This is a genomic window from Streptomyces sp. NPDC002536, assembly GCF_053594995.1.
Window position 1 is genome coordinate 12,908 of sequence record NZ_JBSFWU010000056.1, and the last position, 12,562, is coordinate 25,469.

Genomic DNA, 12,562 nt, shown 5'->3' on the forward strand with positions numbered 1-12,562 from the left:
TCTCCCGGCTTTCGCCCTCGCCTACCCGGCAGGGCCCGAGGTCACTCCGGGGTACCGATTGGCGGAGCACCCCCCTGCTTGCGCTAATGTATGTCCCGCAGCGAGCGCACGCCGCCCGGAGGATCCGGACGAAGGTGCATTCGAGGCAAAACGCCACAATCCCCTGTAGCTCAATTGGCAGAGCAGCCGGCTGTTAACCGGCAGGTTACTGGTTCGAGTCCAGTCGGGGGAGCGCGGTCCCCTGTAGCTCAATTGGCAGAGCAGCCGGCTGTTAACCGGCAGGTTACTGGTTCGAGTCCAGTCGGGGGAGCTGTGGAACGAGGACCCCCGCGGGGGTCCTTTTTTCATGTCCCGGTTCCCGCCGGACGGGAACCGTTCCGGCGTGATCGAAGTCCTCAAGGTCAGGCTGGTCACACGATGCGGCCCCGCCGGGGCAGCAGATCGTATGAGCGGCTATGCTGCGGCAGACGGCGCGCACAGATGTGCGCGACGCGCCGTGAACGGGGCGGTAGCTCAGCCGGTTAGAGCAGCGGACTCATAATCCGTCGGCCGTGGGTTCGAGTCCCACCCGCCCCACTGCGCGGCAGCAGTGCAGAAACGTTCTGCTTCAGATGTACGGCGAAGGGCCGCCACCGGCTTGTGTGGCGGCCCTTCGCCGTACCCCGGGCCACCCCCGCGGGACCGCGTATAACAGGTGACCATGGCGGAGGACGAGGCCGGGGACCGGCTGCCCTTCGGGTGAGCGGGCACGGCGCCCCGTAAGGGGCGCTGCAAGGCCCGCCGTCTCATTCCCGGAACGTCCGCCGGTAGCTGCCCGGCGAGACGCCGAGCGCCGTCCGCAGGTGCTGTCGCAGGGACACGTCCGTGCCGAAGCCCGCGCGTTCGGCGATCCGGGTCACCGGCAGGTCGCTGCTCTCCAGCAGGTGCCGGGCCAGGTCGACGCGCTGCTGGACGATCCACTGCCCGGGGCTCAGGCCCACCTCGGCCCGGAAGCGCCGGGTGAAGGTGCGGCGGCTCATGCCCGCGTGCCGGGCCAGGTCGTCCAGGCCGAGCGGCTCGTGCAGCCGGTCGAGGGCCCAGGCGCGGGTCGCGGACGTCCCGGCGTCCGGGCTCTGCGGCACCGGCCGTTCCACGTACTGCGCCTGTCCTCCCTCGCGCTGCGGGGGGACGACGCAGCGCCGGGCCACCTGGTTGGCGACGCCGCTGCCGTGGTCGCGCCGGATGACATGCAGGATCAGGTCGATGCCCGAGGCGGCGCCGGCCGAGGTCAGCACCCGGCCCGCGTCCGCGAAGAGGACGTCGGGCGCGAGCCGCACCTGCGGGTACAACTGCCGGAAGCGGGCCGTGTGGTACCAGTGCGTGGCCGCGGGGCTGCCGTCGAGGAGGCCCGCCGCGGCCAGGACGAAGGTGGCGACGCAGATGCCCACGATCCGGGTGTCCGGCCCGATCCGCGCCAGGGCCGCGGCGGTGCCCGGCGGCAGGGTGTCCGGGCCGGTGACGCGGACGAACTCCTCGGAGGCGGGGATCACCACGGTGTCCGCCTCCGCCAGGGCCGACGCGTCGTGCTCGACGGTGATGGTGAAGTCCGCCTCCGTGCGGACCGGCCGGCCGTCCACGGAGCAGGTGATCACTTCGTAGAGCGGCTGCCCGTCCGGCCCGGTGGCCGCGCCGAACAGCCGGGACGCCAGGCTCAGCTCGAACGGAATGACCCCGTCCAGGGCCAGGACCACGACACGATGCATGGCCCGATTCTTTCACACCATGACCTCCGGGCCACTGTGCTCGCAGGTGGTCCGGCCCGCACTCTGGGGGCATGAACGACAAGACCACGATGAAGGCGATCAGCCAGAACACCTACGGCGGCCCGGAGGTCGTCGGCGAGACCGTCGTCGAGCGCCCCGTGCCCGGCCCCTCCGAGGTCCTCGTCCGCGTCCGCGCGGCGGGGATGAACCCGACCGACTGGAAGCATCGGCAGCGCGCCGGGTTCCTGGACCGCCTGCCGCTGGTGCTCGGCTGGGACGTCTCCGGCGTCGTCGAGGAGGCCGGCCTGGGCGTCACGCTGCACGAGGCGGGCGACGAGGTGTTCGGCATGCTGCCCTACCCGTACGGGGTGGGCTCCTTCGCCGAGTACGTGGTCGCCCCGGCCCGGGCGCTGGTGCGCAAGCCGGCGAACGTCGACCACGTCCGGGCGGGTGCGATCCCGCTCGCCGCCCTGACCGCCTGGCAGGTCCTGGTGGACACGGCGGACGTGCAGCCCGGGCAGCGGGTGCTGATCCACGCCGCCGCGGGCGGTGTCGGGCACCTCGCCGTGCAGATCGCCAAGGAGCGCGGCGCGTACGTGATCGGCACGGCCAGCGCGCCCAAGCACGCGCTGCTGCGCGAGCTCGGCGCCGACGAGCTGATCGACTACCGGACCGCGGACTTCACCGCGATCGAGCCGGTCGACCTGGTCCTCGACACCCTCGGCGGCGAGACGGCCGTCCGCTCGCTCAAGACCCTCAAGCCGGGCGGTCAGTTGGTGTCCATCGCCTTCAACGACCTTCCCGGCGACTTCTCCGCGCAGGCCGCCGCCCTCGGCGTCCGGGCCCGGCCGCTGCTCGTCGAGGCCGACCAGGAGGGTATGCGCGCCATCGCGGACCTGGTCGCCGCGGGCCGGCTCCGGGCCGTCGTCGAGGCCGAGTTCCCGCTCGGCCGGGCCGCCGAGGGGCACGCGCTGGGCGACACGGGCCGGGTCACCGGCAAGGTCGTGCTCACCGTCGCGTAGCCGGACGCGCGAGGAATGCGGGCCGCTCCTTCCCCACGGGAGCGGCCCGCATTCTTGGCCAAAGGGTCAAGCTTGTGTCAAGTAGTTGCGTTCATGCGCAAGTAAGGGGCTATGCTTCTGAGCGTTCGAAAAGCATCAGGCACCTCGTTCGGTGAGGCGTCTTCACGGACACAGGCCACTGACCCCACGACGTCGAGAGACGCCCAGGGTCAGGACAGGTCTCCCCGGCCTAAGGGGTGACCCCAAGTGGCTGCCCCGCTGAGCGGGGAATACGCCGTGGAGTGCCAAAGCTCTGACGAGTTGGGGTGAACCGGTCACAGGAACCGGTCCGCTCCTTGCCGTGTCGTTCGGCGCCCGCGTGCGCCCCGGCCGGGAGGAGGCGAGAGACATGGATGGCAGCAGTTGCAGTAGTCCGGGCCACAGTCGGCCCCGTATCCGCACGTCCTCGCTGACCTCCGGTACGCGGTAACCACCTTCCCTGCGCGCCCTTTTGCGCCTTGCCCTGCACCCGTGCGGCCAACTGCCGTGCCGGGCCGCCGTGCTGCGCGCTCGCAGGGGGGATAGCTGCTGCGTGCCCCGCTACCTCCCCCATCGGGGGCAAGGGAGGCCCGTCATGACCGACACGATGACCACCACTCCGCCGGCGACGCCGGCGCCCCGCGCCGCAGTGCTCGACGACGCACACGTCGGCGACATCCGTGGCGCGCTCGGCACCATCAAGCTCGACGACACCGCTCCCCGCAAGGGGCTTTCCGCCAAGCTCAAGACGCTGCTCGCGATCGTCGGCCCCGGCCTGATCGTGATGGTGGGCGACAACGACGCAGGCGCCTTCGCCACCTACGGCCAGGCCGGCCAGAACTACGGCACCCGGCTGCTGTGGACGCTGCTGCTGCTCGTCCCCGTCCTCTACGTCAACCAGGAGATGGTGCTGCGCCTCGGCGCCGTCACCGGCGTCGGCCACGCGCGGCTGATCCTGGAGCGGTTCGGAAAGTTCTGGGGCGCGTTCTCCGTCATCGACCTCTTCCTGCTCAACGCCCTGACGATCGTCACCGAGTTCATCGGTGTCGCCCTTGCCGTCGGCTACCTCGGACTGCCCAAGACGGCGAGCGTGCTGGTCGCCGCGGCCGTGGTCATCCTGGCCGCCTCCACCGGGTCCTTCCGGCGCTTCGAGCGCACCGCCATCGTGCTGTGTCTCGGCTCGCTGCTGCTCATCCCGATCTACTTCATGACGCACCCGAGCACCGGGACCATGGCGCACGACTTCGTCGTCCCCGGCATGCCCAAGGGCTCCAAGCTCTCCGACGTCATGCTGCTGATCATCGGCATCGTCGGCACCACCGTGGCGCCCTGGCAGCTGTTCTTCCAGCAGTCGTACGTCATCGACAAGCGCATCACCCCGCGCTTCATGAAGTACGAGAAGGTCGACCTGTGGCTCGGCATCGTGGTCGTCGTCATCGGCGCCGCCGCCATCATGGGCTTCACCGCCGCCGCCTTCACCGGCACCAAGGAGTTCGGCAACTTCGACGACGCCATCGGCATCGCCCACGGCCTGGAGGCCAACGCGGGCCGGGTCGCCGGTGTGCTGTTCGCCATCGCCCTGCTCGACGCCTCGATCATCGGCGCCTCCGCCGTCTCGCTGTCCACCGCCTACGCCCTCGGCGACGTCCTCGGCCTCAAGCACTCCCTGCACCGGGGCATCGGCGGCGCCAAGGCCTTCTACGCGATCTTCGCGGGTGTCGTCCTGCTCGCCGCCGTCATCGTCATCGTCCCCGGCTCGCCGCTCGGCCTGATCACCGAGGGCGTGCAGACCCTGGCCGGCGTGCTGCTGCCCTCCGCCACGGTCTTCCTGCTCCTGCTCTGCAACGACAAGGCCGTCCTCGGCCCGTGGGTCAACGGCCGCTGGACGAACATCTTCACCTCGCTCGTCGTCGCCGTCCTGGTCTGCCTGTCGATCATCCTCACCGCCGCGGTGCTCTTCCCCGACATCACCACCGGCGCGATCCTCGACATCATGGCCGTCTGCGGCGTCGCCGGCCTGCTGGCCCTCGGCTACGCCGAGACCCGGCGCCGCAAGAAGGGCTGGGCGCTGGCCGCGCCCGTCGACCGCACGGGCAAGGAGAACTGGCGGATGCCCCCGCTGGACGAGCTCCCCAAGCCCCTCATCTCCACCGGGCGCAAGATCGGCCTGACCGCCCTGCGCACCTACCTGCTGGCCGCGATGATCCTGGTGATCGTCCGCATCGTGCAGCTCGCACTCGGCCACTGACAGACGTCCCCGGGGCGGTGTGTCCTCCCCAAGTTCCGCCGCCCCGGGGGCCACTTCATCCGACCGTCTCCCACGGACAGGGAGGGCACGTCCATGCGCCTCCTCCAGCACCTCGCCAAGTTCACGGCCCCCGAGGCCCACGCCCGCCGCCTCTGCCCGCGCGTCAGCCTGACGCTGCAGGACGGCACCGAGCGCCCGTACCTGCTCGACGACCCCGGCAGTGAACCGCGCCCCGAGGGCGAACCGCGCGCCGCCTACGAGCCGCGCGTCCACCTCGCCTACATCCTCGCCCGTCAGGGCCACAGCGCCCGCTGGCTCGCCCGGTTCGCAGACCTTCCCCTGCCGGCCGCGCACCGCATCGCCCAAGCCGCCGCACCGCCGGCCGCCTGAGCGGCCCGCTTCCCCGAACCTTCCCCCAATGCACCGGCTGCGCCATGCCGTTTTCCGGCATGCTGTCACGCCGCCTCACGGAGGTGACCCCGTATGTCCGTCCTGCCCGTCGTCCCCGCCCGTTACGCGCCGCCCTCGGTCCGGCCGGCCGCCGCGCTCCGCTGGGAAGGCCGTCCGGAAGCTGCAGGCCGGTTGTGGCTGGTCGCGCAGTTCCCCGCGCCCCTTACGGGGCGCGACAACCGCACCGTGACCCGGCGGCCGCGCGCCCACTGGCACGTCGTCACCGGCCCCGACGGGCGCACGCGCCTCGAGGCCGAGTGGCACTGAGCGTTCCGCTCGGGAAGGCCGTTCGTCAACTGCGGGCCGGTTGTGGCCGGTCGCGCCCACGCGGCGGAGCCGCACGCTGTAACAGCCCCGCGCCCCTGACGGGGCGCGACCACGGCCCCGTGCCCACATGGCGGAGCCGCATATGTCGCTGCCCTGCGCCCCCGACGGGCGCGACCACATCTGCCAGGAGCAGACATGTCCCTGCGTTACCCGCGCATCACCCGCACCCATCAGGAACGCCCCGCAGCCGTCGAGCCGAAGGCCCGGAAGCCGCAGCTGCCGCACCGGCTGGGCGGGCTGACCGTCGACACCGAAGCCCGTATCGCGACCGCCGGGGAGCGGGAACTCCCCCTCACCTTCATGGAGTTCGAGCTCCTGACCCACCTCGTCGCCCACCCCCGGCGGGTGCACACCCGCCGCCAGCTGCTGACCGTCATCTGGGGCCCCGGCAACTCGAGCGGCTCCCGCACCATCGACGTCCACGTCGCCCGGCTGCGCCGCAAGCTGGGCCCCGACTACCAGGCCCTGATCAAGACCGTGCGGCAGGTCGGCTACGCCCTCGACCCGTCGAAGACGACGGCCCACTGACCACCCAGGAGGTGTGCCACCATGCGACTCCTTGCCCGTCCCCTGTTCCGCCGCCCCGCCCCTCCGCCGCCCGTCGCGCCGACCCACGGCACGATCAGTGCCCAGTGCGAGCGCCGTGTCGAGGGCAAGGTCCGGGCCCTGTGCGTGCTCGCCTTCGCGGGCACCGGAGCCCGCCTGAACAGCCTGCACATCATCGAGCCGGACGACAGCGTGACCGTCGTCGTCCGCATCACCCTCACCCTGCCCGGGCCCGGCGGCGTCGCCCTGGACCGGCTGGTCGACCAGCTGTCCCACGAGCCCGGCGTGCGCGACCTGCACTGGCGACTGCACACGGAGAACGCCTCCGCCGCTTGAGGGCAGACGCTGGCCGGGTCCCGCGAACCGAGCAAGGATGGGAGGAGAGGCCGAGGAGGTGGAGGTACGGCATGAGGATGCCCCGCCTGCACGCCGGTGAGGGTGCAGGGGCCCTGGCGGCCCTGGTGGCGGGCCTGCTGCTCGTCGCCGGGCTGAACGCGGCCCTCGCCGGCAACCGGCCGTTCGCCGCCGCCGCCTGGACGGCCTCCGCGGCCGTGGCCCTCGCCCTGGCCGCAGGCGTCCTGCACAGCCGCCGCCGCGCCGTCGTCCGCGCGGCGGACACCCGGCTGCCGGAGCGGGTGGACGACGACTGGTTCACCGGACCGACCTTCGAGGGCTTCCCCGCGGAGGCCGTCCGGCCCCTGCTGGAGCGGCCCGGCTCCCCGAGCCGCAGCGAGGTGTGCACCGGGTGGGTGCTCGCCACGCACGGCCACGACGCCGACTGGATAACGGACCGCCTGGATCTTCCCCCGGAGGTGGCCCGGGTGCTCGTGGACGCCGCTCTGCAGCGGGACTGACGGGCCGGCCCTCCGGGTACGGGACGGCGGACCGGCCCTTCTGAGCAGCTGTTTGCATACAGATGCGAATCTCGGCAAACTGCCCGATGCCCGACGGCCACCCGCCGTGCACCACCTTTTCTCGACGCGGCCGGACCGATGCCGGATGATCGGTACACAGGCCGCCGTGTGCTGGGGGTTGTCCCGATGTCCTTCCCGTCGCGATCCGCCGCCTCGCGGGCGTCCCTGCCCTCGCGGGTGGCCGGGCGGTTCTCCCGCCTGTCGTGGGTGGACGCGGTCGTGGCCGCCGCGGTGCTGGTGGGCCTGTACCTGCTGCTGCGGGTGGGCAAGGGGGTGACGGTCTCCTTCGACCCGGCGCACGTCGCCAGGGTGGACACCGACCCCGCGAGGCTGCCGTACTACGCGGCGCGGAGCCTGCTGCGGATGTTCACCGCACTGGCCGCCTCCGTCGCCTTCACCCTGGTCTACGGCTACGCGGCCGCCCGCAGCAGGCGGCTGGAGCGGATCCTCGTCCCCGCCCTGGACATCCTGCAGTCCGTCCCCGTGCTCGGCTTCCTCTCGGTCGCGGTGACGGGCTTCCTCTCGCTCTTCCCCGGCTCGATGCTCGGCCTCGAGTGCGCCTCCATCTTTGCGATCTTCACCTCGCAGGCGTGGAACATGACGTTCGGCTTCTACCACTCGCTCATCACCCTGCCCCGCGAACTGGACGAGGTCTCCCGCTCCTTCCGCTTCACCCGCTGGATGCGGTTCTGGAAGGTCGAACTGCCCGCCGGGGCGATCGGGCTCGTCTGGAACGGGATGATGAGCTTCGGCGGCGGCTGGTTCTTCCTCGTCGCCTCCGAGGCGATCAGTGTCTCCGGCCACCAGTACGCGCTGCCCGGCGTCGGTTCCTTCGCCGGCACCGCCATCGCCGAAGGCGACCTGGGCAAGGTCGGCTGGGCGGTCGGCACCATGACCGCCATGGTCGTCGGCGTCAACTTCCTCTTCTGGCGGCCGCTGACCGCCTGGGCGGAACGCTTCAAGAACGAGCAGTCCGAGGCCGCCGACGTCCAGCGGTCGCTGGTGCTGGACTTCCTGCGGCGCTCCTCCTGGCCGCGGCTGCTCGGCCGCGCGGCCCGGCCCGTGGGGGAGGCGCTGGGCCGCGCCGGACGGGTCCTCGGCACCGACGACCGGCCGCTCGCCGTCCGCCCCGGCCGCCGCCGGGCCGGCGACCTCGTCTTCGGGCTGACGTCCGGCGGGCTCGTCGCCTGGGGCCTGTTCGACCTGCTCGGCTACCTGCGGTACCGCACCGGGCTCGGCGTCTTCGGCGAACCGCTGCTGCTGGGCCTGGCCACCCTCGCCCGCGTCGTCGTGCTCGTCGCCGTCGCCACCGTCGTCTGGGTGCCCATCGGGGTGCGCATCGGCTTCTCGCCGCGGCTGGCCCGGATCGCCCAGCCCTTCGTCCAGATCCTCGCCAGCTTCCCCGCCAACTTCCTCTTCCCGCTGGCCACCTGGTTCTTCCTGAGAACGGGACTGTCGCTCGACATCGGCGGCATCGTGCTGATGGCACTGGGCGCCCAGTGGTACATCCTCTTCAACACCATCGCCGGCGCCGCGGCCGTCCCCTCCGACCTGCGCGAGGCCATGGACGACCTGGGGGTGCGCGGCTGGCAGCGCTGGAAGCGCCTGATCATCCCCGGCATCTTCCCCGCCTACGTCACCGGCGGCATCACCGCCTCCGGCGGCGCCTGGAACGCCTCGATCGTCTCCGAGGTCGTCACCTTCGGCGGCACCACCCTGACCGCCACCGGCCTGGGCGCCTACATCGCCCGCGCCACCGCCCGCGGCGACTACCCGCACCTGATCGCGGGGATCGCCGTCATGGCCGTCTACGTCGTCGGCCTCAACCGCCTTGTGTGGCGCAGGCTCTACCGCCTCGCCGAGACCCGGTACTCGCTGTGAACCGCCCTGCCGGAAGGAGCCCCGCCATGGCCCCGAGCCCCGTCGCCGACGTGACCGCCCGCCCCCGCCCGGCCGACGGCGAGGTCCTGCTCGCCGCCGAGGCGGTCACCAAGACCTATGCCGGCGCCGACGCCGAACTGCCCGTCCTGGCCGGGGTGGACCTGGAGATACGCGCCGGGGAGATCGTCGCCCTGCTCGGCCGCTCCGGCTCCGGCAAGTCCACGCTGCTGCGCTGCCTGGCCGGTCTGATCCCCGCCAGCTCCGGCACCGTCACCTACCGCGGCAAGCCCCTCGACGGCGCCAACCCCGGCACCGCCATGGTCTTCCAGACCTTCGCCCTGCTGCCCTGGCTGACCGTCCAGCAGAACGTCGAACTCGGCCTGGAGGCACGGGGCGTGCCCGCCGCCGAGCGTGCCGAGGCGGCGCTCCAGGCCATCGACCTCATCGGCCTCGACGGCTTCGAGTCCGCCTACCCCAAGGAGCTCTCCGGCGGCATGCGCCAGCGCGTCGGCTTCGCCCGCGCCCTGGTCGTCGAACCCGACGTGCTGATGATGGACGAGCCGTTCTCCGCGCTCGACGTGCTCACCGCGGAGAACCTGCGCGGCGAGCTGATGGAGCTGTGGGAGTCCGGCCAATTCCCCACCCGCGCCGTCGTGTTGGTCACCCACAACATCGAGGAGGCGGTGCTGATGGCCGACCGCGTCGTCCTCCTCGGCTCGCGCCCCGGCACCCTCAGGGCCACCTTCGATGTCCCCCTGGAACGTCCCCGCGACCGCAACTCGCCCGCGTTCGACGCGCTCATCGACGCGGTCTACCAGGTCATGACCGGCCGCGAGAAGGACACCGCCCCGCACCTGCCCGGCCGCACCGCCGCCGGCTCCGCGGAACCGGCCAGGCGCACCCTGGCCAACACGCCGCTGCCGCGGGCCAGCGTCGACGGCCTCTCCGGCCTCGCCGAGATCGTCGCGCAGCACGGCGACCAGTGCGACCTGGCGGACCTCGCCGAGGAACTCGGCCTGGAGGTCGACGACCTGCTGCCCCAGGTCGACGCGCTGGACCTGCTGGGCTTCGCCCTGGTCCGCGAGGGCGACCTGCTGCTGACCCCGCGCGGCACCGCCTTCGCGGGCGCGGACGTGCAGGAGTCCAAGAGAATCTTCGCGGACGCGGTTCCCGAGGCGGCCCCGCTGGTCAAGCTGATCGTCACGACCCTGCGCCGCACGGCGGGCCCGGTGCGCGCGGGCTTCTTCCGCGACCTGCTGGCCCACCACTACACGAGCGAACAGGTGACGGAGCAGCTGGAGACGGCCACCGACTGGGGACGTTACGCGGAGCTGTACGCGTACGAAGCGGGCCGCGAGGAATACGAGTTGGACGAGGCGGGCGCCCCGTAAGGGAGCCCCGTAAGGGAGCCCCGTCAGGGGCGCGGGGAACTGCGCGACCAGCCGCAACGAACCCGCACCCGCAAAATCAGCTGCTGGCCGCAGGCCTCCCGCGCCGCAGGCGCGCGGCCGCCCCGACCCGCCCCCGGACCGTGGCTATGTCCGCGGCCGGCAGGGAATCCGTCGCAGCCTCCTCGGGCGGAGCCGCAGGGCCTTGCGCAGCAAGCACCGCACCCTCCAGCAGAGTGCGCACCTGATCCCCGGCGGCCCGGTAGTAGATCCGCGTCCCCTCGCGCCGGGAGGCGACGAGGCCCGCGGACCGCAGCCGCGCAAGGTGCTGGGAGACGGCGGCGACATGCGCGCCGACCATGTCGGCGAGCTGGCCCACGGAGTGCTCGCGGCGGGTCAGCGCCCAGAGCACCTGGAACCGCGTGGGATCGGCCACCGCCTTCAGCACGGCGACGGCCTGTTCCACCCTGTGGGCTTGCGCATCCATGCCCAGGAGTCTAGGTCGTGCGGGGTGGATCCTCCCGTGACCCGCACGGCCTCACTCCCCGGGGAACGGGCTCAGAACCAGCTGTCGCCGTCACCGTCGCCGTCGACCTCGACGTACTCGCTGTTGTCGATGTAGTTGTTGACGACCCGCGGCTCGTCGTCGTCCATCATCTCGTTGAGCAGTGCACCACCGATCGCACCGGCCGCGACACCGGCCGCCACGCCGCCCCAGCCGGGACCCTGGCGCTGCGGCTGGGCGTAACCCGGCTGGGCCGGGGCGGCGTAACCGGGCTGGCCCTGCGGCGCGTAGCCGGGACGGCCCTGGGGCGCGGCGTAACCCTGCTGGGGCGCCTGCGCGTAGCCCTGCTGCGCGTATCCGGCGTTGTTGCCCTGCGCCGCCTGCTGCTGCATCGTCGCCCAGCGCTGCGCGCACGCGGTGCACGCCATGACCTGGCGCACGACGCCCCACTGCGGCGCCCACATGACGTTCTGCATGCCCTGGCCGTGCGACGGATCAAAGAAACAGTTCATCGGACCCTCCCGAGTACAGCCCCCTGCGGTGCGGGGCTACGAGGCGTCAGGCTACTCGATGGCCTGCCCGGAATACGCGGCCGTACGGACCCGTTACGGTCGCGGAGCAAGGTAACGGCCACGGCAAGCGGGAAGGCGCTCATGGGCAGCAGCACGGTGGAGCTCACCAAGGACAACTTCGACGCGATCGTCTCCGGCAGCGGGTTCGTCCTCATCGACTTCTGGGCCGCCTGGTGCGGGCCGTGCCGGGCGTTCGCGCCGGTCTACGAGAAGGCCGCCGAACGGCACGGGGACCTGGTGTTCGGGAAGGTGGACACCGAGGCGCAACCGGAGTTGGCGGCCGCGTTCGAGATCCGGTCGATCCCGACGCTGATGATCGTGCGGGAGAACATCGCGGTGTTCGCCCAGCCGGGGGCGCTGCCCGAGGCGGCGCTGGAGGACGTCATCCGCCAGGCGCGGGCGCTGGACATGGACGAGGTGCGGGCATCGATCGCGAAGGCGGAGCGGCCTGACGACGCGTAAGGGCACGATGCGGCACGATACGACCGACAAGAGACGTCCTCTGGAAGGAACCGGCATGGCAACGAACCGCATTGCGCACACCGTCTGGACCGGCGACCTGCTCAAGGGCAGCGGTGTCGTCAGCTTCGACTCGTCCGGCATCGCCGACCAGCCGGTGTCCTGGCCGTCGCGGTCCGAGCAGGCCAACGGCAAGACGAGCCCTGAGGAGTTGATCGCCGGGGCCCACTCCAGCTGCTTCTCCATGGCCCTCTCGCACGGCCTGGCGGGCGCGGGCACCCCGCCCACCCGTCTGGAGACCAAGGCGGAGGTCACCTTCCAGCCGGGCGAGGGCATCACGGGCATCCACCTCACCGTGCGCGGCGAGGTGCCGGGCCTGGACGAGGAGGGCTTCGCCGCCGCGGCGGAGGAGGCCAAGAAGAACTGCCCGGTGAGCCAGGCCCTCGCCGGGACGACGATCACGCTGTCGGCCGAGCTGGCGTAGCGGGCC

14 protein-coding genes, 3 tRNA genes and 1 riboswitch are annotated in these 12,562 nt (G+C 72.0%); of the genes, 14 read left to right on the top strand and 3 right to left on the bottom strand.

Annotation, left to right across the window (positions count from 1 at the left end; all coding sequences use genetic code 11):
• Nucleotides 1-159: 159 nt before the first annotated feature.
• From ACWD4B_RS20905 to ACWD4B_RS20915, 3 genes are all read left to right on the top strand, one after another.
• Nucleotides 160-232: transfer RNA gene (locus ACWD4B_RS20905), tRNA-Asn, on the top strand.
• 5 nt (nt 233-237) lie between these two features.
• Nucleotides 238-310 (top strand) — tRNA-Asn (locus ACWD4B_RS20910).
• 192 nt (nt 311-502) lie between these two features.
• Nucleotides 503-576: transfer RNA gene (locus ACWD4B_RS20915), tRNA-Ile, on the top strand.
• A 209-nt stretch (nt 577-785) separates the two neighbouring features.
• On the opposite strand, the gene ACWD4B_RS20920 is transcribed toward ACWD4B_RS20915, so the two are convergent.
• Entirely contained in the window at nt 786-1,742 is a 957-nt protein-coding gene (locus tag ACWD4B_RS20920; protein ID WP_451422143.1) for a GlxA family transcriptional regulator, read from the bottom strand.
• Nucleotides 1,743-1,813: 71 nt separating this feature from the next.
• Here ACWD4B_RS20920 and ACWD4B_RS20925 point away from each other — a divergent pair, with 71 nt between their 5' ends.
• The 9 genes from ACWD4B_RS20925 to ACWD4B_RS20965 all read left to right on the top strand — a co-directional run bounded on the left by ACWD4B_RS20925 (nt 1,814) and on the right by ACWD4B_RS20965 (nt 10,539).
• Nucleotides 1,814-2,764, top strand: a complete 951-nt coding sequence (locus ACWD4B_RS20925) for an NADP-dependent oxidoreductase (RefSeq protein ID WP_451422144.1) — start codon at nt 1,814-1,816, stop codon at nt 2,762-2,764.
• 136 nt (nt 2,765-2,900) lie between these two features.
• Nucleotides 2,901-3,076: riboswitch (M-box (ykoK) riboswitch) on the top strand.
• Between the two features lie 301 nt (nt 3,077-3,377).
• The gene (locus ACWD4B_RS20930) at nt 3,378-5,030 is read left to right on the top strand and encodes an NRAMP family divalent metal transporter (RefSeq protein ID WP_451422145.1); all 1,653 of its coding nucleotides are present in this window, start codon (nt 3,378-3,380) and stop codon (nt 5,028-5,030) included.
• A gap of 93 nt (nt 5,031-5,123) precedes the next feature.
• Nucleotides 5,124-5,420: a hypothetical protein gene (locus ACWD4B_RS20935; RefSeq protein WP_451422146.1), complete on the top strand. Its 297-nt coding sequence runs from the start codon at nt 5,124-5,126 to the stop codon at nt 5,418-5,420.
• Nucleotides 5,421-5,513: 93 nt separating this feature from the next.
• On the top strand, nt 5,514-5,747 hold the full coding sequence (locus tag ACWD4B_RS20940) for a hypothetical protein (RefSeq protein ID WP_451422147.1): 234 nt from the start codon (nt 5,514-5,516) through the stop codon (nt 5,745-5,747).
• Between the two features lie 195 nt (nt 5,748-5,942).
• Nucleotides 5,943-6,335, top strand: a complete 393-nt coding sequence (locus ACWD4B_RS20945) for a winged helix-turn-helix domain-containing protein (RefSeq protein WP_451422148.1) — start codon at nt 5,943-5,945, stop codon at nt 6,333-6,335.
• Between the two features lie 21 nt (nt 6,336-6,356).
• On the top strand, nt 6,357-6,689 hold the full coding sequence (locus ACWD4B_RS20950) for a hypothetical protein (RefSeq protein WP_451422149.1): 333 nt from the start codon (nt 6,357-6,359) through the stop codon (nt 6,687-6,689).
• Nucleotides 6,690-6,760: 71 nt separating this feature from the next.
• Nucleotides 6,761-7,207, top strand: coding sequence for a hypothetical protein (locus ACWD4B_RS20955; protein WP_451422150.1), 447 nt, complete (start codon nt 6,761-6,763; stop codon nt 7,205-7,207).
• 186 nt (nt 7,208-7,393) lie between these two features.
• Nucleotides 7,394-9,148 (top strand): ABC transporter permease, encoded by a 1,755-nt coding sequence (locus tag ACWD4B_RS20960; RefSeq protein WP_451422151.1) that lies wholly within the window; start codon nt 7,394-7,396, stop codon nt 9,146-9,148.
• A gap of 26 nt (nt 9,149-9,174) precedes the next feature.
• Nucleotides 9,175-10,539, top strand: a complete 1,365-nt coding sequence (locus ACWD4B_RS20965) for an ABC transporter ATP-binding protein (RefSeq protein ID WP_451422152.1) — start codon at nt 9,175-9,177, stop codon at nt 10,537-10,539.
• Nucleotides 10,540-10,615: 76 nt separating this feature from the next.
• Here ACWD4B_RS20965 and ACWD4B_RS20970 read toward each other — a convergent pair whose 3' ends face one another.
• Together ACWD4B_RS20970 and ACWD4B_RS20975 are read right to left on the bottom strand one after the other, a co-directional pair.
• Complete coding sequence (locus ACWD4B_RS20970; RefSeq protein ID WP_451422153.1) at nt 10,616-11,023, bottom strand: ArsR/SmtB family transcription factor; 408 nt, start codon at nt 11,021-11,023, stop codon at nt 10,616-10,618.
• 71 nt (nt 11,024-11,094) lie between these two features.
• Complete coding sequence (locus ACWD4B_RS20975; protein WP_336411884.1) at nt 11,095-11,553, bottom strand: hypothetical protein; 459 nt, start codon at nt 11,551-11,553, stop codon at nt 11,095-11,097.
• 141 nt (nt 11,554-11,694) lie between these two features.
• Here ACWD4B_RS20975 and trxA point away from each other — a divergent pair, with 141 nt between their 5' ends.
• Nucleotides 11,695-12,075, top strand: coding sequence for a thioredoxin (gene trxA, locus ACWD4B_RS20980; RefSeq protein ID WP_336411885.1), 381 nt, complete (start codon nt 11,695-11,697; stop codon nt 12,073-12,075).
• A 55-nt stretch (nt 12,076-12,130) separates the two neighbouring features.
• Nucleotides 12,131-12,556, top strand: a complete 426-nt coding sequence (locus ACWD4B_RS20985; RefSeq protein ID WP_451422154.1) for an OsmC family protein — start codon at nt 12,131-12,133, stop codon at nt 12,554-12,556.
• Nucleotides 12,557-12,562: the final 6 nt, after the last annotated feature.